This is a genomic window from Ignatzschineria sp. F8392 (genome assembly GCF_002252045.1).
Lineage (GTDB): Bacteria > Pseudomonadota > Gammaproteobacteria > Cardiobacteriales > Wohlfahrtiimonadaceae > Ignatzschineria.
This window is the reverse complement of the sequence record NZ_NEFF01000002.1, coordinates 322,138-347,639: the sequence shown is the minus strand read 5'-3', so window position 1 is coordinate 347,639 and position 25,502 is coordinate 322,138. Positions and strand designations below refer to the sequence as shown.

General features: G+C 41.4%; 24 protein-coding genes and 1 other RNA gene. 15 read left to right on the top strand and 10 right to left on the bottom strand.

What is annotated here, in order from left to right; all coding sequences use genetic code 11:
• Positions 1-7: 7 nt before the first annotated feature.
• Positions 8-1,699 carry a sulfatase-like hydrolase/transferase gene (locus tag B9T19_RS05800; protein WP_094567645.1) on the bottom strand — a complete coding sequence of 564 codons (1,692 nt, stop codon included), beginning with the start codon at positions 1,697-1,699 and terminating at the stop codon, positions 8-10.
• Positions 1,700-1,965: 266 nt separating this feature from the next.
• Between B9T19_RS05800 and ubiD the strand changes: the two genes are divergently transcribed.
• The 8 genes from ubiD (at position 1,966) to B9T19_RS05760 (ending at position 11,123) form a co-directional block, all read left to right on the top strand.
• Complete coding sequence (gene ubiD / locus B9T19_RS05795; RefSeq protein WP_094567644.1) at positions 1,966-3,438, top strand: 4-hydroxy-3-polyprenylbenzoate decarboxylase; 1,473 nt, start codon at positions 1,966-1,968, stop codon at positions 3,436-3,438.
• 148 nt (positions 3,439-3,586) lie between these two features.
• On the top strand, positions 3,587-4,150 hold the full coding sequence (locus B9T19_RS05790) for a Slp family lipoprotein (protein ID WP_158214360.1): 564 nt from the start codon (positions 3,587-3,589) through the stop codon (positions 4,148-4,150).
• 629 nt (positions 4,151-4,779) lie between these two features.
• Entirely contained in the window at positions 4,780-6,030 is a 1,251-nt protein-coding gene (gene hemA / locus B9T19_RS05785) for a glutamyl-tRNA reductase (protein ID WP_094567642.1), read from the top strand.
• A gap of 57 nt (positions 6,031-6,087) precedes the next feature.
• A complete protein-coding gene (locus tag B9T19_RS05780) occupies positions 6,088-6,639 on the top strand; it encodes a hypoxanthine-guanine phosphoribosyltransferase (RefSeq protein ID WP_094567641.1) in 552 nt (183 codons plus the stop codon).
• A gap of 29 nt (positions 6,640-6,668) precedes the next feature.
• Positions 6,669-7,937 (top strand): Tol-Pal system beta propeller repeat protein TolB, encoded by a 1,269-nt coding sequence (gene tolB, locus B9T19_RS05775; RefSeq protein WP_094567640.1) that lies wholly within the window; start codon positions 6,669-6,671, stop codon positions 7,935-7,937.
• A 47-nt stretch (positions 7,938-7,984) separates the two neighbouring features.
• The gene (locus tag B9T19_RS05770; protein ID WP_094567639.1) at positions 7,985-8,497 is read left to right on the top strand and encodes an OmpA family protein; all 513 of its coding nucleotides are present in this window, start codon (positions 7,985-7,987) and stop codon (positions 8,495-8,497) included.
• Positions 8,498-8,591: 94 nt separating this feature from the next.
• Entirely contained in the window at positions 8,592-10,325 is a 1,734-nt protein-coding gene (gene msbA / locus B9T19_RS05765; RefSeq protein ID WP_233146803.1) for a lipid A export permease/ATP-binding protein MsbA, read from the top strand.
• Between the two features lie 267 nt (positions 10,326-10,592).
• Positions 10,593-11,123: an OmpA family protein gene (locus tag B9T19_RS05760; RefSeq protein WP_094567638.1), complete on the top strand. Its 531-nt coding sequence runs from the start codon at positions 10,593-10,595 to the stop codon at positions 11,121-11,123.
• Positions 11,124-11,605: 482 nt separating this feature from the next.
• Here the strand turns inward: B9T19_RS05760 and ssrS are convergent.
• From ssrS to rpiA, 8 genes are all read right to left on the bottom strand, one after another.
• Positions 11,606-11,800, bottom strand: a non-coding RNA gene (ssrS, locus tag B9T19_RS05755) — 6S RNA.
• 39 nt (positions 11,801-11,839) lie between these two features.
• Complete coding sequence (locus B9T19_RS05750) at positions 11,840-12,562, bottom strand: ComF family protein (RefSeq protein ID WP_094567637.1); 723 nt, start codon at positions 12,560-12,562, stop codon at positions 11,840-11,842.
• A 297-nt stretch (positions 12,563-12,859) separates the two neighbouring features.
• A complete protein-coding gene (locus B9T19_RS05745) occupies positions 12,860-13,729 on the bottom strand; it encodes an endonuclease/exonuclease/phosphatase family protein (protein WP_094567636.1) in 870 nt (289 codons plus the stop codon).
• A 51-nt stretch (positions 13,730-13,780) separates the two neighbouring features.
• Positions 13,781-15,193, bottom strand: coding sequence for an exodeoxyribonuclease I (sbcB, locus tag B9T19_RS05740; RefSeq protein ID WP_233146802.1), 1,413 nt, complete (start codon positions 15,191-15,193; stop codon positions 13,781-13,783).
• A gap of 283 nt (positions 15,194-15,476) precedes the next feature.
• Positions 15,477-16,199, bottom strand: coding sequence for an LPS export ABC transporter ATP-binding protein (lptB, locus tag B9T19_RS05735; RefSeq protein WP_094567635.1), 723 nt, complete (start codon positions 16,197-16,199; stop codon positions 15,477-15,479).
• 102 nt (positions 16,200-16,301) lie between these two features.
• Positions 16,302-16,847, bottom strand: coding sequence for a lipopolysaccharide transport periplasmic protein LptA (gene lptA, locus B9T19_RS05730; protein WP_094567634.1), 546 nt, complete (start codon positions 16,845-16,847; stop codon positions 16,302-16,304).
• The gene (lptC, locus tag B9T19_RS05725) at positions 16,837-17,463 is read right to left on the bottom strand and encodes an LPS export ABC transporter periplasmic protein LptC (RefSeq protein WP_094567633.1); all 627 of its coding nucleotides are present in this window, start codon (positions 17,461-17,463) and stop codon (positions 16,837-16,839) included. The genes lptA and lptC overlap by 11 nt, the downstream gene beginning before the upstream one ends.
• Positions 17,464-17,698: 235 nt before the next feature.
• Positions 17,699-18,364: a ribose-5-phosphate isomerase RpiA gene (gene rpiA, locus B9T19_RS05720; protein ID WP_094567632.1), complete on the bottom strand. Its 666-nt coding sequence runs from the start codon at positions 18,362-18,364 to the stop codon at positions 17,699-17,701.
• Between the two features lie 145 nt (positions 18,365-18,509).
• On the opposite strand from rpiA, the gene B9T19_RS05715 reads away from it, so the two are divergent.
• The 7 genes from B9T19_RS05715 to B9T19_RS05685 all read left to right on the top strand — a co-directional run bounded on the left by B9T19_RS05715 (position 18,510) and on the right by B9T19_RS05685 (position 24,657).
• The gene (locus B9T19_RS05715) at positions 18,510-18,992 is read left to right on the top strand and encodes a peptidylprolyl isomerase (protein ID WP_094567631.1); all 483 of its coding nucleotides are present in this window, start codon (positions 18,510-18,512) and stop codon (positions 18,990-18,992) included.
• Positions 18,993-19,022: 30 nt separating this feature from the next.
• Positions 19,023-19,790 carry a septum site-determining protein MinC gene (minC, locus tag B9T19_RS05710; RefSeq protein WP_094567630.1) on the top strand — a complete coding sequence of 256 codons (768 nt, stop codon included), beginning with the start codon at positions 19,023-19,025 and terminating at the stop codon, positions 19,788-19,790.
• Between the two features lie 755 nt (positions 19,791-20,545).
• Positions 20,546-21,355 carry a septum site-determining protein MinD gene (gene minD / locus B9T19_RS05705; RefSeq protein WP_094567712.1) on the top strand — a complete coding sequence of 270 codons (810 nt, stop codon included), beginning with the start codon at positions 20,546-20,548 and terminating at the stop codon, positions 21,353-21,355.
• A 2-nt stretch (positions 21,356-21,357) separates the two neighbouring features.
• Positions 21,358-21,621, top strand: a complete 264-nt coding sequence (gene minE, locus B9T19_RS05700) for a cell division topological specificity factor MinE (RefSeq protein ID WP_094567629.1) — start codon at positions 21,358-21,360, stop codon at positions 21,619-21,621.
• Positions 21,622-21,779: 158 nt separating this feature from the next.
• Positions 21,780-22,154: an RNA-binding S4 domain-containing protein gene (locus B9T19_RS05695; RefSeq protein WP_094567628.1), complete on the top strand. Its 375-nt coding sequence runs from the start codon at positions 21,780-21,782 to the stop codon at positions 22,152-22,154.
• A 43-nt stretch (positions 22,155-22,197) separates the two neighbouring features.
• Complete coding sequence (locus tag B9T19_RS05690) at positions 22,198-23,601, top strand: aspartate ammonia-lyase (protein ID WP_094567627.1); 1,404 nt, start codon at positions 22,198-22,200, stop codon at positions 23,599-23,601.
• A 75-nt stretch (positions 23,602-23,676) separates the two neighbouring features.
• Positions 23,677-24,657, top strand: a complete 981-nt coding sequence (locus tag B9T19_RS05685; RefSeq protein ID WP_094567626.1) for a tyrosine recombinase XerC — start codon at positions 23,677-23,679, stop codon at positions 24,655-24,657.
• Between the two features lie 206 nt (positions 24,658-24,863).
• Here B9T19_RS05685 and B9T19_RS05680 read toward each other — a convergent pair whose 3' ends face one another.
• Entirely contained in the window at positions 24,864-25,445 is a 582-nt protein-coding gene (locus B9T19_RS05680; RefSeq protein ID WP_094567625.1) for a peroxiredoxin, read from the bottom strand.
• Positions 25,446-25,502: the final 57 nt, after the last annotated feature.

The following is a 25,502-nucleotide window of genomic DNA, read 5'->3' as shown; positions in this document are numbered from 1 at the left end:
CCTATTATTAATCTGCAAAGAAGTTATATTCTAGTTGCTTATCAGATCGCCCATGTTCTCGGAAATATTGGAGATCTTCCGGCGTAATATCGAAGCGTTCAATCTCACTTCTAAAGTGGGGGATCGGCCGTTTATAGATAAAGCCGATCTCTTTTCCTTTACGGTTGAGTAGTGTTGGATACTCTGTAAATTGTTCGATAACGGCAGGTTGATATCCCATAAAATCCATCACCATTGGTGCCATAATCATCTGATTAGTAATGCCGGGATTCTCCTTAAATTGCTCAATAAAAGGGCTCTCTATGACAGATTGATCAGCAAAGAGGAGTAGTGGAACGATTCCTTCCTCCATTGAGGTTGTTTTTGCATCGCAATGGGTCTTCTTATTTTTAGGGTCGGAGAGATCTTGCCCATGATCAGATGTGTAGATCACAATGGTATCGGGGTATGTTTCGAGTAGTGCTTTTAGCTTTACAAAAAATTGATTTGTGTTTGCCAAAATAAGGTTTTTGTAAGAATTGAGAGCCTCTTCCGAGGTGGCATCTGCAAGGACTGTATTCTTCATTGCCGGCTCAAAAGGTGTTGGAAAACCGGTGTTTTGAAAGGGGAAGTGTGAGCCTTTAAGCCCGGCATAAATAAAGGTAGGTGTCTCACTTTCTGCAAAGATATCGGCAATAATATCGATCACTTCACCATCATTTTTGAGTTGTGATGCAGGGATATTAACGACATTCTCTAACTCTTTATCGGTATAAAAGTTATGTCCAGAGGCATTATGTTGTGCATCGATAACATAAGGCTTAAAGCCGGCAATTTCAGCAAGATCCCAAACGGTCGTATTATCTAAAAAGAGATCACTCGGTTCTTTATTGAGGCGGGGAAGTTTTCGGGCGGCAAGATTGGATGTATCGCTACAGTTTGAAAAGGAAGCGATTAGACCAAAGTCATAAACAGTGTCTGGCGCAAACGTGGTCAGCGCGGGTGTTGTGCCGGAGTGATTATCAAGAGAGACCATATCACCACGGATCGACTCATCCATCACGACAATAATGTTGCGTGCTTTAGGGTGTGTAAGATCAGCTGTTGTAGGTGCTTCTCGGGGATAGAAATCGAAACTGGCACTATCTGCACGCAGATAGTTAAGGTAGGTGAAAGTTACTACTTGTGCTACAGGTGTAATGTAGGAAGCGCGTCCATTGGTTCCTTTTCCACTTTTGTTGTAGATGATCATTAACATGCCGGCAAGCGCGATAAGATAGAGTGCGATGGCTGTTGTTGTTCCCTTCCAACCCATATAGAGCTTTGGAAAGAGAAAGATGCCGATCGTGATAGGAAGATGGTAGAGAATCGCCATAAATATAGCATTCTGATAGCCTAAAGCAGCATCTTTAATCATGACGCGTGCATCCATTAGAGTACGAAAATCCTCATAATCCGGCTCACTCCCTGCTGAAAAATAGTAGATCAGATAGGTCATAGAGCCAAAGAGAAAGAGGAGGTAGAGGGGGATGCGATAGCGCATTTTGGTAAAAGCAAAGAGCTCAACAATTGTGAGTGCAAAGAGTGCTGTTAAGAGATGGCGAATGAGCCGATCTGGGCGTTCAATTGAGATATAGTAGTAAGCTTTTCCCTCAATAAAGGGGTAGTTAATTAGAATAAAGCCGAGGGCAATTAAGATAATTTTACTCAGAAGGCGCATAGATGCTCTTGCTCCTATTTTAGGAATGAATGGAAATCAGGGATGAATGGAATTTTGCATTATACCGATTTTTTTTGAGGCGCTCTTCAAACATCTCAAAGATCATTTGAAATAGGGATATAATGCAAAGGTCAGTATAAAGTCAGGGGCGCAAGTAGAGATGAAAGACTCTTACGAGAAGCGTATTAAGAGGATTGTAGCGGGATATCACCGCCGTCTATGTTAAAATAGAGCCTCTTTCGATAACTTAAGAATAGGAACAGTGCATGCAATTTCAGGATCTGCGGGAATTTATTGCTTTTTTAGAGGCGCGTGGTGAGCTTAAGCGAATTACAGAAGAGATCGATCCCTACTTAGAGATGACCGAAATCAGTGATCGGACCTTAAGAAGAGAGGGGCCGGCGCTTCTGTTTGAAAATCCTAAGGGTTTTGATATGCCTGTCTTAACCAACCTTTTTGGAACGCCGGAGCGTGTTGCTTTTGGTATGGGACAAGAGTCGGTAGAGAAGTTGCGGGAAGTTGGGGAGTTCTTGGCTTTTCTTAAAGAACCAGAAGCACCGGAAAATCTCAAAGATGCTTGGCAGAAACTACCACAATTTAAACAGATCTTGTCGATGCGGCCTAAGCGGGTGAAAAAACCACTCTGTCAGGAGGTCATTTATGAAAAAGGGGAGATCGATCTGACAGCAATGCCGATTCAGCACTGTTGGCCAGGGGATGCAGCTCCCTTAGTCACTTGGGGATTAACCATTACTAAAGGCCCCTCGAAGCGAAGACAAAACTTAGGAATCTATCGTCAACAGGTGATTGGCAAAAACCGACTTATTATGCGCTGGCTAGCTCATCGTGGTGGTGCCCTCGATTATCGTGATTTTCAGCTCAAAAATCCTGGAAAACCCTTCCCTGTTGTCGTGGCCTTAGGGGCAGATCCTGCAACGATTTTAGGTGCAGTGACACCGGTTCCTGATGCTCTTTCAGAATATGCTTTTGCTGGACTTTTGCGCGGAAAAAGAACTGCTATTGCGCGTGCAACACTTCATCCTGAACTCTCTGTGCCGGCATCAGCAGAGATTATCCTGGAGGGTTATATCTATCCAGATGATATGGCGGAAGAGGGACCTTATGGAGATCATACGGGCTACTATAATGAGACCGATTTTTTCCCTGTCTTTACTGTTGAGAGAATGACAACGAGAGTCAACCCGATCTACCATTCGACCTATACAGGAAGACCACCTGATGAGCCGGCAGTTTTGGGGGTTGCACTCAATGAGGTCTTTGTCCCTATTTTACGTAAACAATTTCCAGAGATTGTCGATTTTTATCTTCCACCGGAGGGATGCTCTTATCGGATGGCTGTCGTTTCTATTAAGAAGCAGTATCCTGGGCATGCAAAACGAATTATGTTAGGAATCTGGTCCTATCTGCGACAATTTATGTATACCAAGTTTATTGTGATTGTCGATGAGGATGTCAATTGTCGTAATTGGCAAGATGTGATCTGGGCGATTACCACGCGAATGGACCCATCGAGAGATACCGTGATGGTAGATAATACCCCGATCGATTATCTCGATTTTGCCTCTCCCATTTCTGGATTGGGTTCGAAGATGGGGCTCGATGCTACCAATAAATGGGAAGGAGAGACCGACAGAGAGTGGGGAATCCCCATTGTTCAAGATCCTGAAATTGTAGCGAAGGTTGATGCGAAGTGGGATCGCTTGAAGATCTTTGATTAATCTTAGAGATGGGTCTTGACTAATTTTGACCAACCCTTGATTGATGATCAACAATTGAATCATGAACTATGAGTCGTGAGTGGTGGAATGCCAGCGATCGAAAATGGCTGATGGAAAGAGATCGCTTCTGAAGCGAGAAGGAGTAAAGATGAAGAAGTTACTAAAAATGGGCATCCTCTATATGATGGCTCTTGTTGTGGTGGGTTGTGCTTCATTAGGTGGCGGAAATATCTCTACAAATAATCCTAATGCTTATGGTGATTATCAGGTCGATATGATGAGTAATCAGGAATTGATCGGCAAAGAGGTTATCTTAGGTGGAATGATTATCACAATGAATCAGCCTGCACTAGGGACCCGTATAGAGTTAGTCCGTTATGAGCTCAATAGAGATGGTTATCCTCTTCGAAATGGGGAGATGGATAATAATCGTTTGATTGTGGATATCCCCGGTGGCATCTCTGTACGAGGCTACTCTCCTGGTGATTATCTTACTGCTGTAGGTGTGATTAAATCGGCAGAGGAGATCTCTCTAGCGGGGGAGCGTGTTCGCGTGATTACGATGGATGCCATCGATTATCAGTTTTGGCGAGATCCTAAAAGGGAGATCTATTACGATGAACCCTTCTTCAATAGCCCCGCAATCGGTTTCGGCTTTTATCGTCCTAATTGGGGTTTTGGATTTGGACCTTATGCCCCCTATTACTATTGAGACTGATTAAGTGATAAAATTTAGGCGATTGAAGTGATAGAATAGTAAACAGTAAAAATAAACAGTAAAAATTGAATCAAACCATTAAGGCCCATTTCCCCACTGTAGGGATATGTTGTGGAGATAACTATTGGTGGATGATTGATAGAATAGATGAAACAGATAGAACGATATTAGATTGGTGCGATCTTAAATAACTCGAATAACTTCAATAACGCCAATAACTCGAGTAACTTTAGTAACTCGAACATCTCAAATGGTTTGAAATAATCGATCGATAGAGTGATCTGAATCGATAAATTGGGATAAGTTGGGGTAAGTTGAGATAGGTTAGAGAGTTATCAGATGAGATAACGTTGATCTAGAGCAGAAAAAGAGAAAGTTAGTTATCAAAACTCGCAAGGCATCAGTTGGACTTGTCGAGTTTTGTTCTTTCTTACTCTGGCAGAAATTAGAGCAGTAGATGGCTTGGAAGGGTCTTTGCACATCGAAATAATTATTTTAAAAAATAGAGATTAAGAGCAGAGACGCTATTTATATAAAGGGTAGATCTCAATGCGTAATCTCCTGAATTTTGGTATGATTTGGGCGATTATTATATTTGAGGATAGATTGGATTTTAATAGCTCATGAGTTTATTAGTATTAGGGATAGGACATAAGACTGCTTCGGTAGAAATTCGAGAGCGCGCAACATTAGTGCCGGAAAATATTAGGGCATTTTTAGAGATGGCGAAGAGTAGCCGATTAGCAAGTGAAGTTGTTGTGTTGTCGACGTGCAATCGAACTGAGTTCTATTTTTATCAGCTCTCTATATCGGTAGAGGCATTTTGTGAGATCTGGGCAAAGTACTCAGAGCTAGATGCTAAAACAGCAAAATCACATCTCTATCAAATTGAAGGGAATGATGCTGCGGCTTATATTTTTCGAGTTGCAGCAGGTTTAGAATCTCTTATTCTAGGTGAGCCTCAAATTATGGGGCAGTTAAAAGATGCGCTCACCTTGGCAAGCAAATATGGGATGGCTAAAAAGTATCTTCAGCGAGCTCTACAGATGAGTTTTAATGTGGCAAAAGAGATTCGAACTGAGACCAATATTGGCGCATTTGCAGTTTCTGTTGCCTTCTCTGCTGTGCAGTTAGCGCGAAATATCTTTGATGGGTTAGAGCATCACCATGTCCTTCTTGTAGGGGCAGGGGAGACGATAGAGTTAGTAGCGCGGCACCTTATTGAAGCAGGTGTACGCAAGATTACGATCGCTAATCGCCGTGTTGAGAGAGCAGAGCTGATGATAGAAGAGCTTGGTGTTGAAGCGAAAGCGCACGGTTTAGATCGATTGCCGGAGCTTTTGCCGGCAGCGGATATTGTTGTTGCTTCAACGGCGGCACAAGAGGCTTTAATTACAAAAGAGATGACAAAAGCGGCATTGAAAGTGCGTAAAAATCGCCCAATATTGTTGATTGATCTGGCAGTACCGCGTGATATCTCTCCTGAAATTGATAAACTTTCCAATACTTATCTCTATACAGTTGATGATCTTAACGAGATAGTTGAGAGTAATCAACGAGCTAGGGAAGAGGCAGCAATACTTGCTGAACAATATATTGAGAAAGGGCTTGTACGTTGGTGTGAATGGTATAAAATCGCAGAAATAGGTCACTCTGTACAATCAATAGTCACTTACGCAAATAGAGAACGAGATGAAGCAATTCATCGACTCTTTAATCAATTAGATAATGAATTTGATGCTGAGTTAATTGAGAAGATGGCAATTCAGCTGACTAACCGACTTCTTCACCCGATGATCGAACATCTCAAGTCATTAGAAGTGGCTGAGGATGAGTCAACCATTACCGAGCTTTTAACACAATTTAAGATTTAAAAAAGAGGTAATTTGGTATAATTACGTCATTCATTTTTTATTTACTCAAGGATTGGTATGTCAATTACGTTTGAAGAGGCGCAAGATATTATTGCTAAATCGGAAGAGATTATCTTAGCTTCAGAAATTCAGGACGCTTATGATGCGATGGGTCGTGCGATCACCTATGATTTAGAGCTTTCAGATCCATTAGTGTTAGTGGTGATGAATGGGGCACTTATTCCCGCAGGACAACTTTTAACTCGTTTAAATTTCCCCTTTCAGATCGGTTATCTTCATGCAACAAGATATAACGGTGATATTGAAGGCGCGACACTTGAGTGGAAAGTTAAACCATCCGTTGATGTGAAAGATCGTGTTGTGTTATTAATTGAGGATATTTTTGATGAAGGGACAACTCTAAAAGAGATTGTTTCTGTGATTGAAAATATGGGTGCGCAAGTAGTTTATACGGCGGCATTGGTGAATAAGGTTCACGAGCGTAAACCGAAAGATTTTAAAGTTAATTATATCGGTGTTGATGTTCCCGATCGTTATATCTTTGGTTGCGGTATGGATTATCATGAATATTGGCGTAATCTCCCAGGTATTTGGGCGCTGAAAGAGTAGAGCTAACAGAAAGATAACAGAGGTGTGAGATGAGTAAAAACTTAATTATAAGAGCGCGACAGTTACTACTGCTGATGGTTTTCTCATTAGTGGCAATAGCTCCGCTTCATGCGCAAGTGAAGTTAGAGATTGTTAAGGCCTCAAGTCAGGCTTATCCTATTGCGATTGTCGATCATGCGACAAACAATCAAAAATTTTTAGAGGTGGTGATCAATGACCTTCATCGTTCTGGACGCTTTATCCCTAAAGTAGGGCTTGCTGTGCCGGAACAGCTCAATAATGTTGGTCAGGCAGATAGCGGGATTTGGCGCGCAGCCGGCATCAACTTTATTGCGATCTTAACACCGAAAGGAAATATGTTGCATGTTGAGGTTGGCGATACTTTTACAAAGAGTGTTCGTGCAAGTCGTGATTTTCAATATGTGAATGATGAGAAGGGGCAGCGAGCCGTAGCACATAAAGTCGCTGACTTTATTTATGAAGCGATTACGGGCGTTCCTGGATCTTTTAGTTCAAAAGTTGCTTATGTTTCACGCAATAACCGTAACTTTTCTCTTGTGGTTGCTGATGCCGATGGTGCTTATCCACAGGTGATTTTAGAGTCGAATGAACCGATTTTATCGCCAACATGGTCTCCCGATGGGCGTAAGATTGCTTATGCCTCTTTTGAGAAGAAGCGTAATCAGATTATGGTGCAAGATCTCTATAGTGGGAAGCGTCACGTGGTGATTAGTGAGCCGGGAATTAACTCAGCACCGACTTGGTCACCGGATGGTACACGTCTAGCATTTACACTTTCGCGAGATGGTAATCCAGAGATCTATACAGCTAATATTGATGGTAGTAATTTGACCCGTTTAACAAATAGTCCAAGTATCGATACAGAGCCGGCATGGGGTCCAGATAGAATGATCTACTTTACCTCTGATCGTGGGGGTACTCCCCAAATTTATAGAATGCCTGAAAATGGTGGTACACCCGTACGCATCTCTAATACAGGAAACTATAATGCTAATGCGACAATTTCAGCAGATGGTAAACATTTAGCGATGATGCAACGCAATCCGGGACAAGGCTTTGGGATTGCGGTGATGGATTTAACGACGGGTAATGTTAAACGATTAACAAATGGTGGTAAGGATGAGGCGCCTAGCTTTTCTGGTAATAGTCATATGATTCTCTATTCAGATGGCCGTGGCGGACTCAAAATTATCTCGACAGATGGTAATGTTGAGCAACGATTCTATGGAATTGGAACCGATGTTCGCAAGCCAAGCTGGTCGCCTAATGTTCGATAGATAACAATAAAAGATTTACTACTACATAGATTTCAAGAGGGTTTAAAATGCGTAAGTTAATGATGAGAGGTATCTCCATAGCGCTATTGGGGGTTGTGGTTGCAGCTTGTAGCTCTACCGGTGGTGCTGGCGGTGTCGGGGGGACAGGTGGCCCTGGAGGCGTAGGTTATGGCTATGGTGAAGGGCAAGGACCTGCAAGTACCTATTATGATGCTGACTATGGTAAGCGTGGAACGGCGGATCGAATTATCTATTTTGATTTCGATTCAGATCGTCTACGTCGTGAATCTTATGATGTTGTTCGAGCGCATGGACAAGAGTTAAAAGCAAATCCTAATCGTGGCGTTTGGTTGGAAGGGCATACTGATGACCGAGGATCTCATGAGTATAATATGGGCTTAGGTGAGCGTCGGGCACTAAGCGTAAGAGATCTTTTACTTCAATCGGGAGCAAATCCTAATCAGATTAAAGTACGTAGTTACGGTAAGGAGATGCCAGCAGTCTCAGGATATGATGAGCGTGCATGGGCACAAAATCGCCGTGTAGAGATCGTCTACTAATCAAGGTTCGGTATCACGAATTAGGATCGATATAAAGAGAGCGCCTGTGCGAAAAATAGCATAGGTGCTTTTCTACTTTTAAGAAGGAAATTTTGTGATTAAAAAAGAGAGCTTGGGCTTATATAAACGGATCTTATCTTACTCTTTCAAATATCCACTGATCTTAATCACTTCACTTGTCTGTGTTGTATTAGGTGGCTTTGCAGAGGCGGGGCTATTTTGGTTGTTGAAGCCGATTTTAGATGAGGGGTTTGTAGATAAGAATAGGCTCTTTATTGAGCTGATGCCGTGGCTTGTTGTAGGCGCCTTTATCTTAACGAGTGCTCTCAACTTTGCCGGCAGTTTCGGTATGCAATGGATCTCTCAGCGAGTAATTACAACTCTGCGGGTACAGATGTTTGATAAATTACTCCATCTTCCGCAAACAGCTTATGATAAGCACTCGACCGGTTATTTTATGTCAAAGCTGACTTTTGATGTTGCCCAGTTGATGGCAGTGAGCTCTTTAACGCTGGTTTCAATCATTAAAGATAGTGCGATGATTATCGGTTTAATTACTGTGATGTTTATCAATAATTGGCAAATTACGCTATTAGTCTTTTTTATGGCACCATTTCTCTATCTTGTATTACGTTATGTCTCAAAGCGTCTGCGAGGCATCTCTCGTAGAATGCAGGGGCATATGGGGGAGTTTAACCATATCTTGGAAGAGGGGATTCGAGGTCAAAAAGAGATCAAGCTTTTTGCCGCTTATGATCAGATGAATGGCCGCTTCTCTCAAGTGAATAAGCATCTTCGTCATTTGAGTATGAAGAGTCTGGTTGCGAGTCAGTTAGCAAGCCCTGTTTCACAAGTCTTTCTGGTGATCTTTATTGCGTTTGTTATCTGGTATGCCTCTAATCAAGCTTCTGCAGATCAGGTGACCATTGGTAGCTTTATCTCTCTTTTAGCCGCGATGGTCGGGATGTTGACGCCCATTAAGCGTTTAGTCAGCATGAATGAGGCATTGCAACGGGGTGCTGCCGGTGCGGAAGGGGTCTTTAGTATCTTAGATGCGGAAGGAGAGAAGGATCAGGGCAGTGCTCAGCTCCCCCAAGTGAAAGGGCATATCGAATTTAAAGAGGTGACTTTCCAATATGAAGGGAGTGATGTAGCGGCACTCAATGAGATCTCCTTAGAGATTCAACCTTATGAAACAGTCGCGCTTGTAGGTGCTTCAGGAAGTGGTAAGAGCACCTTTGCAAATCTCCTTTCCCGTTTTTATAACCCCACATCAGGCTCTATCTCGCTAGATGGAAAAAGTATTGATCAGATTGAGCTAGAAGCTTATCGCTCTGCAATCGGTTATGTAGGGCAACACGTTATCCTTTTTGCCGATACAATTGCTAAAAATATCAGTTTTGGTAATGAGACCTCTTCAGAAGATGCGATCGAAAAGGCGGCGCAATTTGCAAATGCGAGTGGGTTTATCGAAAAATTGCCAGAAAAATATGAGACTGTTATTGGTGAAAATGGCGCAAAATTATCAGGTGGGCAGCGTCAGCGGATTGCAATTGCCCGCGCAATCTTAAAAGATGCTCCTATTCTTATTTTTGATGAAGCAACTAGTAGTTTAGATAATGAGAGTGAGTATGCTATTCAACAGGCATTGAAAGAGCTTAGTCGAGAGAAGACGACTATTATTATTGCGCATCGCCTCTCTACCATTGAGCATGCTGATAAAATTGTTGTCTTTGATCAAGGCAGAATTGTTGAAGTAGGAACGCATCAGAGCCTCCTCGAGAGAGATGGGTACTACGCAAAATTGTATCGAGTTGATAAGAAATAACCTACAAAGTAATTGTTATTTTATAAATTTATCAAGTTTATAAATAAAATTTATCTCTTTCGCGATCGCTCTAGCGATATTGAGGGTTGTATCAAAAAAGATATTTGTATTAAAAATCCCACAAATTTGGATTTTTGATGCAAATATGTATCAATTCTAATAAAAATGAGATATGATTGAACCGTTAGTTTGTATTATCTGAAGGTAACTTGTTACAACTGTCTGTAATACATTTATTTTATAATTAGTAATTAAGTGGAGACTTATATGAAAAAGCAATTAACTATTGCTGCATTAGCAGGTCTATTCGCGACTTCTACAGCTGTAGCAGCGACAGATTCGTTAATCGATAGACAAGGTGAGTTTGTAAAAGATCGTCAAGGCGAGTGTGTCTTAGTTAAAGATGGCGTTCCTGGATGTGGTGTTGTTGTGCAAGATTTAACTTTCTCAGCAGATACATTCTTTGCTTTTGATAAAGCAGAACTTCGTCCACAAGGCCGTGAGTTACTTGATAAAGTAGCAGCAGAGCTTGTTAAGAATGCAAACGATGTAAAATCAATCGTTCTTACAGGTCACACTGACGCAATCGGTAGCGAGCAATACAACCTTGGTCTTTCACAGCGTCGTGCAGATGCAGTACGCAACTACTTAGTTGAGAAAGGTGTTAACCCAGCAATCATCACTGCTAAGGGTGAAGGTATCAGCTACACATTTGACAACGCAACAGCTGAAGGCCGTGCGAAAAACCGTCGTGTAGATGTTAAAATTGAAGCAGTAAGAGAAGTAAACGTTAACTAATTGAACGTTTCTCTATTGTTGAGTAACTAAGTCTCTTTTACCTTGAGTAGTATTAACTATTAGAAATATTAGTATCTATTAGGTTGTAAAGGCTTATGTTCAGAGCACTCTATTTTATAGGGTGCTTTTTTATTGTTTAGGGAATTGAGTAGATCCAAAAGATATCAGATCCAGAGGTATCAGATTCAAAGGTATCTCATTGAGCTTTCAGCTGCTTCAAGCTAGAAAGATGATGATATGGATGAATGATAAAAGAGTGGAGAAGCAAAATAGCCTTATTAACCGCTACTTTAAGTAGTTATTGATTCAAGTCTATAAGCAACATCCCTAATGCTTACTGAGCGCCATTATTGGCGATCTATCGGCTACAATAGCTCTATTTATAAGGTGTTAATAGAGGAAGGTATAGATACGCTCTGATTTTAAGCATTGATGCTATATAACCTTCGCTAGAGAGATACTTTTTTAAGGCAAAAAAAGGATGCGCCTCCGTAGTAGTCGGTTGCAAATCACCAAGACTCTTGAACGCGTACGTTCAAGTGGATACCTAACAGGGTTCTTTAGGCTTCTGAACTAAATCAGCTTGCACACCGAGCCCTAATATCGGCGATCCAAAGTATTAAAATTAGGATCAAGAGGTGTATGGTGATAAAAACGCTCGTACATAACAGAAACGCATCAACGACAGTTTGACATAATCACCATTAATTATCAACCTAAGATTGGGCAATAAAGAGGCCGTAAAGCTCCTCTGTATGAGGATTATCCACACTTTCAAGGAGTTGTTTAAAAGAGCGCCCCGTTGTAACAACATCATCAATAATGAGAAGTGATCTCTGTTGTGAGGGTGGGAGTATTTGATGGTTTTTAAGAAAGTGATTCTGAAGATTGGTAAGGCGGTCGGCTCTTTTTAGATCTGTCTGGGGAATTGAAAAAGCTCGTTTTTTTAAGTAGTTATCACAGTAGGGGAGCTCACTACGTTGTGCGAGATGGCGAGCAACTTCACTAACGGGGTTAAACCCTCTTTTAGCGACACGTAAGCGGCCACTCGGCATTGGAATAATTGTTGTATCGATGGGTAATTGAGCAAAGAAATTGAGGGATCGTTGCCAGATAAGCTGGTTGAGTGTTCGTGCTAAATAGGGGCGTAGGGAGTATTTAAATTGCTGAATAATTTTGCGGATAGAGTTCTCATAATTGAAACAGACAAAGATATTTTGTAATTTTGGCGATTCTTTTTTGCATAAATGACACAAAAATGCACCGGGTGTATCACAAAAGATACACTTTCGATCCGCTAAAATAATATCGAGGCAACACTTCTGGCAGAGGTTTTCATACTCCTCGATCACAATTTTTTGTTGGCAGAGGGTACAGAAAGGGGGAAAAAGACTCTTAAGAAGATTTTTAGTATGATCGATTACCCTTCTTCTTTTCATCGTAACACTCTCCTTATCTATCTCCTTTGAGCTAGATCTTTTAAACTCTCTTTTAATCGCTCTTTTAATCTCTATATCTCACAATGCACTCATATTGCACTCATATAGCATGAATTTATCTTGAATGACCTCATATTGAACCTGTATTGAGTTCATATGAGCTTTTACATGAGCTTATATGAACATATATGGACGTATATGAAAGTATATAAAAGATGTATTAAAGATGGTGTTTGTTGAAAGAGTATTGTTGCTTGTCTCAACTCAACACGCCATTTCGAGCATTAATTGGTGGGGCTATCTGACTATTAGATCCTCTGAGAGAGGGGTGATTTCGACGCTGATAGGGTCGTGATCGGAATAACGAAAGGTATATTCTAGTTGGGTGTTGATATGGTGTGCTTGTGGCGTGTGAAATGAAAGGCGTTTGTCTACTAAAATATAGTCTAGTACAACAGGTCGATTTCGATGCTTTGTTGTGTAGAGTCGACCAGGATAATCTTTCCAGATTGAGATTAGCTCTCCTCCTTGTAAGATCTCTAACGTTTGGCTATTGGGTGTATCGTTAAAGTCCCCTAAGAGAATAATATAGTGGGTAGGTAACAATTTATTATAGAAGTTGTAAATTGCGCGAGCTTGTTCATTTCTCTGCTTTCGTGCTCGCTTTTTATCCTGATTGGTCTTTGCATTTTGTGATTTTAAGTGGCAGTTAATGAGGGTAATAGGCTGTTTTTGATAATCGATAGTGAGAACAAGCGGATAGCGTGACGCCGAAAAGAAGCGGCTCTCATCGCCGGAAAAGCAAGCCATCGGCGGCAATGTATGTAGTTCTGTGACTGTGATTGAATCTTTAATCAGAAATGCAGGGCGAATATTTAAATTAAGTGCACCGCCTGAACTCTCATTGGTAGGGGGAAGATCGTAATAGCGGTAGTTCACTCCAGTCATATTTTTAACGATTGTACAAATTCGTTCGCCAATAATAGCTTGAGCGTAATCCTTCTGCTCGTCTGTCTCTGCACCTATCTCCTGTAGGGCGATGATGTCAGGAAGATTGAGAGGATCATCGAGTGCAATAATAAAATTGAAGAGCTTCTGCAGAGAGGAGTGTTCATAGAGATTTTGAACATTGCAGGAGGCAATAGAGAGATCGAGAAGAGGGGGCATCAATTTTATCGCTTATGATCAGATTTAAGAGAGGTGGGTCGATAGAGTAACTTATTGGTAGTAGTGTTGAATCGATTGAAGTAAAGCGATCTTATTTTGATCTTCATCTGTTTCCGCTTCTTCCAATAATGTTTTATAGATCGGTTGATAGCGACTGCGGTAATACTCTTTTTTGAGAAGAATATAGCGTTGCCACTCATCTTGTTCATCCTCAAAGAGTGTCTCAAAATAGTTGCGAGCACGGTAGATAAAGAGTAGAGGATCGAGACGTGGATCATCAAAATAGAACTCATGATATTTCAGCTCTTCACCACTCATCTTAGGAACAAGATCCATCTGGTGCCGATCTTTTCGCTCAAAAAATCCTTGATATAGAAGTGTTTCGACCGGCTCACTATGTGGGTCATTATCAAAGATACGGGGGGTTTGATAGATCTCCATCAATTTTGTTTCGATCAGCTCTCGATTGTTGAGAATAAGTTGATGATTTTTCTGACATCGTTGTTGATCGAGGGTCTCTTTAGGAAGCGTTGAGAGTAGAGCGGTGGGCGCTAAAATGGGGCAACGATTGAGATGAATCCCCTTTAGAGGTATCCGTGCTTCGCCTTCAGGAAGTTCCGCACTAGGAGTATAGAGCTTTTCTCGAACCTCTTCCGCCGAGAGATGAAGTAGTGGTTCAACATCTCCCATAAGATCGATAGAGATAAGCTCATTACGATTTTGTGGGCTGAAGAGGATTGGCGCCATCATAGAGATATTATTGCGCTCTAAGCCAAACATGCCGGAGATATGTAGTAATGGTTTGAGCGAGCGAAGATCGATCAATTGTTGCAGATCTCGTGCGCGTCGATGGTTAAAGTAGTAGGAGAAGAGCCGAGGCTGCTTCTCTTTGATCAGCTTCGCCATACCGATTGTGGCGTAGACATCACTTAACGCATCATGTGCTTTCTCATGAAGTAGATCGTTGGCTTTAGAGAGATTCTCTAGTTTGAAGCTAATATTTCCCATCTCATCTTGTGGCCACGCTATTCCTTCAGGGCGAAAAGTATAAGTTGCACGGACAACATCGAGTAGATCCCAGCGAGAATTCCCATTTTGCCAGCTATAGGCATAGGGATCGATAAAGTTACGATAGAAGAGGTAACGAATCATCTCATCATCGAAGCGGATATTGTTATATCCTAAAATACAGCTATTAGGTCTAGAGAAGGCCTCTTCAATTTGAGCTGCAAATTGCGCTTCAGGCATCCCTTTCTCTTGCGCTTCCTCGAGCGTGATGCCGGTAATAAGAATCGCATTAGGATCAGGAATATAATCTTTCGGTGGTTGGCAGTAGATATTGATCGGCTCTTCAATGATATTGAACTCTTCATCTGTTCTAATGCCGGCAAATTGGGCAATTCGATCCTCTTTAGGGCTAATGCCAAAGGTCTCAAGATCATAAAAAAAGAAGCTCGGTTTCATGATATCTCCTCTATCCACTACTATTTAAAATAGCTATTTAAAGTATGCCTCACGGCGGTTAGAGAGCATGATAACAAAATGTGATCGCCAGCGCTGAATCCCTTACTCTCTTCATGTTTTAATCTCTCTTTTGCCTCCCACTCTTTGAAGTCTCTTCTTTGAAACCCATTCTTTGAAATACATTTTTGACATCTACTCTTTAACAGATCTTTAGAGAGTACACATCTAGAGAGAATATTAGGATTCTTGGAGAGTTGAGAGATTGAGAGATTGAGAGAATTGTTTATAAAGAGAAGTTTTCTCCCAAATAGACACGGCGGACATCCTCATGGTTGAGGAGATATTCGGTATCACCCTCTGCAATGACTGTGCCGGCACTTAAGATATAGGAGCGCTCACAGATGGAGAGCGTTTCACGAATATTGTGATCGGTAATTAAGATACCAATATTGCGCTTAGAGAGCTGTAAGATAATCGATTGAATATCTGATACTGAAAGGGGATCAACACCGGCAAAAGGTTCATCGAGTAGTAGGAATTTAGGATTAAGAGCAAGACTCCGGGCAATCTCAACACGGCGACGTTCTCCTCCTGAGAGCGAGATTCCCAAAGAGTTGGCGATATGCGTAATCTTGAAATCTTCTAATAGCTCATCTGTGAGGGCTTGTTGCTCTTGTGGGGAGAGATCTTTTCGGGTTTGACAGATCGCAAGAATATTATCGCGGCTACTCATTTTTCTAAAAATCGATGCCTCTTGGGGAAGATAGCCGATGCCGAGTTGGGCGCGGATATGCATTGGGCTTTGGGTGATCTCATTATCATCGATAAAGACCTCGCCTTCATCGGGAGTAATTAGACCAACCGTCATATAGAAGCTCGTTGTTTTTCCGGCACCATTGGGTCCTAACAGTCCTACAACTTCGCCCTGTTCGATATGGAATGAGGCACCATTAACAACAGTACGATTCTTAAAGCGCTTAATAAGATTTTGTGCAGTTAGTAGCATCGTTTGCTTTACCTTTTACTGGTATGAGATTCTTGATAAGTCATTTTGATTCTATCACTCTTACTCTATCTAAGTGTGATAGGGAGAAGAGCGATATGGCCACTATTTATCGCGATTATCCATCTGAATTGTAAAGTGGACTCGCTCTTTAGGGCTTCGCTCAGCGTTGATTGTACGCGTATCGAGATCATAGATAATCTTATTGGCCGTTGCGATATCATTGCTCTGTTCTACCTGTGCATTGGTTTCTAGCTCTAAAATAGCGCGCTTAGGATAGTAGCGAAGCGTTTTCCCCTCGCCAAAAACCCAGGGTTCATCAGGCTTTGGAAGATCTTTAATCTTTACGGGATTGCCGGTAGCAATAATATACTCCAACTCACCATCTTCGAGAAGGAAGTGGGCTTCATCGGCATAGATCGTGAGGTTACCCTGGACCATAACAACATTTCCACGATAGATACCGGTAGGTTCGGTTGGCGAATTACTCTGAAATTCAGACCAATCAGCATCGATATGGAGGGGTAATTTACGATCTTCGGGTAGTGCTAATGCAATATTACTGATACCGCTGAAGCAGAGAGAGAGGAGAAGAAGAGAGATACCCTGTTTAAAAAGAGGAGAGAGGGAGGGTAAGAGATTATTTTTCATCGTGTTGCCCTGTATCAGATTCAGTTATATAGGTCGATTTTACATCTCTATGGAGTGTAAATAGTTCTTTATGAGGATAGCCGATCAAGCCGTATCCAGAGAGTTGTCGTGTTGGCATCTCAAGTTCCACAAAGAGATCGGTCGTTACTTTCTCCCCCTCATCATGGATATAGAGAAGATCGGTTGTAATAACCATATCATCTTGAGGTTTTTCTCGGTTCGGCTTATGGAGATTGACATTTTTGATCAATGTTAAAAGAGACTTATCCTGTGTATAGCGGGCAAAATCACTTTTGGCGGTCCATTCAACAAGATTGCTAAGTTCTTGCGTCTCATGTTGATCATGGCTTAAGTCATAATGCTTTAGGAAAGGATCTGTTAAATACCCTCCCTCCTCATTATCATAATGTACAAGTGTCTCTCCAATAAGGCGGTATTCAAGAACCCCCTCTCTGTTATAACGAAAGACTTCAAAGTCATTGAGTGAAAGTTGTGGATCTGTTGACTCCACTTTCTCTTGGCTACGACTATCTTGATAGATGACCCAAGCAAAATAGAGCAGGATGCCTAATATAAAGAGCTGGAGGAGACGTTTAAAGATCTCTGCAGTTGTCATAATGGCTCCTTAAAAAGGTCGGTGGAATGGAAGGTTATGGGGTATGTGATCTATCAATTATTGGTATCAGGGGTTAGATCAGATGAGATCGAGAGCCCTTTTGTATGGGGCTTCTCATGGCCATCTTAATGATCTCACTATTTTACTCTATTGCTCTACCGCGAGTCATTCTCTGTAATGGTCTTTTTACTGCTTATTACTACTTATTGCTGCTACTTTTTGCCACTACTTCTTACTATTTTTTAGTAATGGTCTGAATGTTAAGCGCCTCATCTGCCATTAAAAGAATATCCGCACCGCGTGCTGCAAATAGACCATTAGTTACTACGCCGGTGATCTGATTGATAGATGCCTCTAATTGAATAGGGCTTGTGATCTTAAGGCCGGAGACATCAACAATGAGATTATGGTTATCGGTGATAAATCCTTCTCTAATTTGAGCTCTCCCTCCCATCTGCTCCATTTTACGCATCACGTAATGTGCCGCCATCGGGATCACTTCGATCGGGAGTGGGAATTGACCCAAAGTCTTCACCAGTTTTGATTGGTCGGCAATACAGACAAAGCGATTAGCATGAGCTGCGACGATCTTTTCGCGTGTTAAAGCGCCGCCCCCTCCTTTGATCATGGCCAGGTTGTGGTTGATCTCATCGGCGCCATCAATATAAGTATCGATAAGTGTGATATCTGTAAGATCGACAATTGGAATGCCGAGGGCTTCGACCTGTTTTGAGGTTCGTTCTGAGCTCGATGCAACCCCTTTGATCTTAAAAGGAAGCGTAGGAAGCAGGGCAATTAAGCAATCGACAGTGGAGCCGGTGCCTAGACCTAAGATTTGATCTTCAGGGATATATTGTAGCGCTGCTTTTGCAACAGCTTCTTTTTGTTGTTGTGCGTTCATAATATAGTGTCACAATAATTAGGAATAAAAGTGGAAAGTAGTCTAGACGCTCAAATGATAAGGATTTAATCGTTTATATACTACGTGCTTTGCTGTATAGTGTACGGACTAATTATACTCGTAAAATCGATAAAGGGAACATTCAATGACAGTAGCAAAAGATAAAGTAGTTAGCGTAATTTATACCCTCACCGATGACCAAGGTGCGCTCCTTGATACAAACAAAGGTCAAGAGGCTTTGGATTTCATTCAAGGGCATGGAATGATGATCCCTGGATTTGAGAAAGCGCTTGAAGGTGCAACTGAAGGACAAACCCTCTCATTTACTGTTTCTCCAGCTGAAGGCTATGGCGAGTCAAACGATGATTTTATCATTGAAGTTCCCCGTACAGCATTCCCTGAAGATGAAGAAGTTCAAGTGGGCTGGCAAGTAACGGGTACAACACCCGATGGTCAAATGCAAGCATTTAGAGTTCTTGCTGTATCTGATGAGACAATCAAATTGGATGCAAATCACCCATTAGCAGGTAAAAATCTTAACTTTGAAGTTGAGGTAGTAGGCTTGCGTGATGCAACTGAGCAAGAGCTTGCACATGGTCACGTTCATGCCGATGGTCATGATCATTAATTTTTAAATTTTTGATTTATAAAAGAATCTATGTCTCAAAGTAAAATTTATCAATTGAAGGGAGAGCTATCAACGATGATGGTTCTCTATTTGAGAGGAATAGATCTAAAATTATTAGAGGATGAGCTATCAAGACAAATTGATAGCTCTCCTCAATTATTTAGAGGTATTCCAATAATTGTTGATCTATCTGCGATTAAAGTGGGTAACAGCTTAGACCTGAAGTGGTTAAAGAATCTGCTACTCAATAGAGATCTTATTCCGGTAGGCTTAAGAAATGCTAATGAAGATTTAGCTGTTAAGGCGGGCAATGCTGGATGGGCTCTTTTAGCCGGTAACGGTGGTCGTTCGCGTGAAATTGAGCTCAATAGCGCTGAAATTGTTGCGAAAGAGCAGCGTGAAATATCGCATGAAGAGGTAGCAGAAGAGGTGACACCTCAAGAGGTTGTAGAACCTGCTGAACCCATCGAGACAATGATGCATGTCCAACAAGTTCGTTCAGGACAGCAACTATCTGTTCCTCAAGGGGATCTGGTGGTGATCAATTCTGTCAATGAAGGGGCTGAGTTACTAGTCGATGGTAATATTCATGTCTATGGTGCTTTAAGAGGTCGTGCTCTAGCTGGTATTCATGGCAATCGATCTGCAAGAATCTTCTGCCAATCATTAGAAGCGGAGTTAGTTGCAATAGCTGGTTTTTATCGGATGCAAGAGGACATTCCCGCTGAGCTTAGAGGGAAAACGGTTCAGATCTATCTTGATCAAGATGAGCTTAAGATTGAGCAGTTAGTAAAGTAGTTCTCAGCGATGGTATAAAGAGGTAGGAGCTGTTATTTCCTCTCTTTTAGATTCAGCGTAACGCATTAAGTGCAATCAATGATGGCGTAACCCATTATATTATTAAATAGCAGATTAATTTTAGCGGATTAATTGTGATATTAATTGTGATATTAATCAGATGCATTAAGGAATCAGTTGCAACATGCTATGTAAGCTCTATATTAGAATAGTTGTAGAAGTAGTTCATTATAGAGTAGATGGCGTCAATAAGATGCTAAAATTAGATGTTAAGAATAGATGTTAAGAATTATTTTAATAAGCCTGCGCAGATCCTTATCTGTTGATATGCACCTCTTGATAGGATGAGAATAAGAGGCGGTATGTTATAGAGGTTATAGGAATTGTAGAGATTACAGAGTGTAGTATAGCTTGTATTATCTGAATATAAAATCAGGATATAAGTTAAATGTAATTTAAAATGCAATTTATATTGTGGTTAATAGCAGGATGATGCAATATGAAGGCTCTATTAATAGAGCGATCGGTTAAAATCGATTGTTGAAAATCATCTTTAAATCTATTCCGTATGGAATTAGATAAAGATAGTGCAGTGTGATGAGATGTGTGAATTTTAGAATTTATGCTTTTCAGATGTTTTAAAAACGATGTTTTAAAAGCACTTTAGTACTTGATCTCTTATAGGATCAACAAAATTGGTAAAGAGTTTAAGTTAGATAGTCTAAATTAGATAGAATTAGTATGTGGGGGCACGAGTGGCTAGAATCATAGTTGTAACATCCGGAAAGGGTGGTGTAGGTAAAACGACGACGAGTGCGAGCATTGCAGCAGGGCTTGCAAAAAATGGACATAAGACCGCTGTGATCGACTTCGATGTGGGTTTACGTAATTTAGACCTTATCATGGGATGTGAGCGTCGTGTTGTGTACGATTTTGTTAATGTTGTGAATGATGAAGCATCATTGGCACAGACCTTGATTAAGGATCGTCGTCTTGAGAATCTCTACATTCTTCCCGCTTCCCAAACACGTGATAAAGATGCTCTAACGAAAGAGGGTGTTGAAAAGGTGATGAAAGAACTCGATGGGATGGGTTTTGAGTTTATTATCTGTGATTCGCCCGCGGGGATTGAGAAAGGTGCACAGCTTGCGATGTACTTTGCAGATGATGCTATTGTAACGACCAATCCAGAAGTCTCATCTGTTCGAGATTCCGATCGTATCTTAGGGATTCTTGCTAGTAAGACAAAGAGAGCAGAAGAGGGAAAAGAGGTTAATCAGCATCTTGTTATTAACCGCTATAATCCAACCCGTGCCGCAAATGGTGATATGCTCTCTGTGAATGATATTTTAGACATTCTTGGTATTCCCCTTTTAGGAGTGGTTCCAGAGTCTCAGGCCGTATTGCAATGTTCTAACTCAGGGGAACCTGTGATTATGAATGAAGAGTCAGATGCAGGACAAGCCTTTAATGACATTGTTGAGCGTTTTCTTGGAAAAGATCTCCCTCATCGTTTTATTGAAGCGCCTAAGAGAGGCTTCTTTGGACGGATTTTTGGAGGTTAGAGATGTTTCAGCTGTTGTTCGGCAAGCGTCGTAGATCAAATACGGCATCGATTGCAAAAGAGCGCTTACAGATTATTGTTGCGCATGAGCGTGTAAAGAATATGGATGGAAATCCAGATTTTATGCAAGATCTTCAACGAGATATATTGGAAGTTGTTCGTCGTTATTTGCCGGTTGAATCTGAGCAGATCAATATAGCGATGGAACGCGACGGAGACTGTGACGTTTTAGAGTTAAATATCGTTTTGTCGGATGATGAAAAATAGGTGATATTCTGTACTACTGCGGTAGATCATTATCTGAGCAAAAAGGTCGATAACTTATTGATAATAAAGTAGCCGTATTGGAAAATGCGGCTATTTTTTCGTTAAAGCTTGCAATTTTTTTTTTGATCTAATATAACAAAATAGTGTGAAGAAAACTTATGCGTCTAGATAAATGGTTATGGGCCGCCCGATTTTATAAGACTCGCCGTCTTGCTACGGATGAGATTAATAAAGGGCGCGTAAAAGTCAATGGCATTGAGGCCAAGCCTTCCAGAACTATCATCGTAGGTGATTTGGTAACGATAAGGAAGTTACAAGTGATCTACGAAGTCGAAGTGTGCTTGCTTATCGAGCAACGCGGTCCAGCATCTGTAGCAATGACAATGTATCAAGAGACAGAGGCGAGTATTGCTCGAAGAGAGCACGAGCGTGAGCTTCGCAGATTATCTCCGCAGCCTCACTCAGAATCGAGGAGCAGTCGAGATAAAAAACGTTTAAGAGACGTGAAACAAGGGAAATATTTTAAATCGTAATATAAATACGTTTAGTGACGTATATCAAGTGGAGAGAAAGAAAATGGGTTATCGGTCAGAAGTTGATTTGTTAGGGGAATTATTAGTACCAAGTGATGCTTACTACGGCATCCACACCCAGCGAGCAATCAATAACTTCACCATTTCAACCCAGAAGAACCGAGATAATCCACAATTTATTTATGGCTTAGCAGCAGTAAAAAAAGCAGCAGCAAAGGCGAATATGGATTTAGGAGCTATCAAACCTGAGGTGGGGAATGCCATTGTTGCGGCATGTGATCTCCTTCTAAAGGATGATACTTACTACCAACATTTTCCTATTGATGCATTCCAAGGTGGTGCAGGAACTTCACTTAACATGAATGTGAATGAAGTAATTGCTAATCTTGCGCTCGAAACGCTAGGACTTGAGAAAGGGCGTTATGATGTTATCAATCCTAATGACCATGTTAATGAATCTCAGTCGACAAATGATGCGTATCCAACAGGAATGCGAGTCGCTTTTTATAAAGTATCTGAGGCATTAATTGAAGCGGCAGATTATCTATACCAAGGGTTGAAGGAGAAGGAGAAGGAGTTTTCTGAAGTCTTAAAAATGGGGCGTACGCAGTTACAAGATGCGGTACCTATGACTTTAGGAATGGAGTTTGGCGCATTTGCATATCAGATTAAGGCGGGCATCGATTATTTAAAACTTGCTCGACAAACGTTGCTCTCGATTAACTTAGGCGGGACAGCGATCGGTACGGGAATCAATACGCCAGATGGTTACGCTGAGCTTGCGGCTCAATATCTCTCGGAGATTACAGGGTTCTCCTTTAAACCGGCGGATGATCTTATTGCCGCAACATCAGATTTATCAGATTTTGTCTATTTCCATTCAGCATTAAAAGGCTTTGCTGTTAAGTTGTCTAAAATGGCAAATGATCTTCGTCTTCTCTCTTCAGGTCCTCGAGCAGGATTAAAAGAGATCAATCTCCCTGAATTACAGGCAGGAAGCTCGATTATGCCCGCAAAGATCAATCCTGTGTTGCCAGAAGCTGTTAATAATGCCTGCTTTAAGGTGTTTGGAAATGATACAACGGTTTTAACTGCTGCTGAAGCAGGGCAATTGCAACTTAATGCGATGGAGCCTGTTATTGCACAATCGACTTTTGAGTCGATGATGTTGTTGATGAACTCTTGTCGTTCTTTACAAGATCGTTGTATTGAGGGGATTACCGCAAATGAGAGTTACTGTCTCAATTATATTTTGAACTCCATCGGTATTATCACCTATCTCAATCCAATTATTGGTCATGGTGAGGGGGATATTGTCGGGCGTATCTGTGCTAAAACAGGCAAAAGTGTCCGCGATGTTGTTTTAGAGCGGGGCTTAATAGGCGCTGAAGAGTTTGATGAGATGTTCTCATTAGAAAATCTCCGTAAAACATTAGGTCTACATTAAAAGATCTATAATTAAGGGACGCATAATAGGAGGGATCATCAGGTCCCTCTTTTAGCAAGACAAAAATAAGAGAGAATGTTCAATATTAATGAAATTGATAAAGAGATCGATTCGCCTTTGTGCCAAGAGGCGAATCTTTTTTTAAGTGGGTATCAAAAGATCTACTCTCCCCATAGTGCGCGGGTAAAGCAGCAGGCTTTGAGTCAATTGATTGTCTATCTTAAAGAGCGGGAGATCGATGCTTGGCCTGAATGTGATGAGCGAGTATTGCGGGAATATCTGATCTTTAAGGCGAAAGGGGATCGCCGAAAGCAGCGTGAGCGTCTTAGTAGCGCTAGTCTTGAAACGCATCTTGCTGCCTTGAGAATCTTTTTCACCTATCTATTAGAGAAAGAGATTGTGACTTATAATCCCGCAAGGTTAATCTCCCCCCCTAAGAAAGCGGAACGTTTACCAAAAGTTGTAGAAGCTGAGCTCTTAAAGACCATTTTAGATCGTCCGCCGGAGGATCTGTTAGAGAAGCGTGATCTTGCGATTTTAGAGCTTCTCTACTCTAGTGGTCTGCGTCTTGCCGAGGTTGCAGCGCTTAATTTGCAGCATCTCGATCTTAATGAGCATTTGGTGCGCGTTATTGATGGTAAAGGGGGAAAGGATCGTTTAGTGCCTGTAGGTCAGGTTGCACTGATAGCGATTAAAGAGTGGTTGTCGATTCGTCAAGAGTGGTTATCTGCTGCCTCACTGCTCGATCGAGATGATGAGGCGCTCTTTATATCTCAAAAGGGAGGACGGCTCTCAGATCGGCAAATTAGCCGCCGGGTGAAGCGTTATGCAGAGCAGAGTGGGGTTAATATTAATCTTCATCCCCATCTTTTGCGCCATTCAATGGCGACCCATATTTTAGAGTCGAGCCAAGATATACGATTAGTGCAGGAGTTATTAGGGCATGCTGATATCTCTACAACCCAAGTCTATACTCATCTCAATTTTAACCATTTGGCGAAGGTTTTTGATGCCGCTCATCCTCGAGCGAAGCGTAAAAAAGAGTCAGACAAATAAGGGGTTGATAAACAAGGACCTGATAAACAAGCTTGATAGATTAGAGATTCATAGATCAGAGATTGATAGATGGAAAGAGAAAATAAAGGGATAATAAAGGGAGAATAAAGAGAGGGCTACTCAATTTGAGTAGCCCTCTTATCAATTGGTTATCACTTAATTGAAGCTATAACCTTTAAGCTTTGTCTCTTCAATCCTGAATGGAATTAGAGAGTTTCACCACCTACTGGACGGTTACATGGGCAAAGCTCATCAGTTTGAAGCGCATCAAGGATACGTAAAACTTCAGGAACGTTACGACCAACGCTGTCTGGGTTTACAGATACGTGTTGGATAACATTGTGTGGGTCTACGATAAATGTTGCACGTAAGCAAACACCTGACTCTTCATCACGAACGCCAAGCATATCAACTAAATCACCTGCTGGGTCAGCAAATGAGTAGTGACCTAATTTATCTAAATCTGGATGCGCGCGTCTCCAAGCTAATTTACAGAATTCGTTATCTGTAGATCCGCCCATGAGTACTGCATCACGGTCTTCAAATTCTTTAGCGATTTTATCAAACTCAACGATCTCTGTTGGGCAGACAAAAGTAAAGTCTTTTGGATAGAAGTAGATAATTTTCCATTTACCTGGGAATGATTTTTCTGTGATTGTTTCAAATGCAGAAACACCATTCTCTTCTGGATTGTTAAAACCAGGTTTTGCAGCAACAACTTCAAAGGCTTCTAAAGTATCACCCACAGTTTTTGGGATGCGGTAAGTAAAGTCTGTATCAAAAGTCATTGAAAACTCCTTTATATTGAAAGTGACTCGGAATTCGTTTTGTTCGAGAAGTAATCT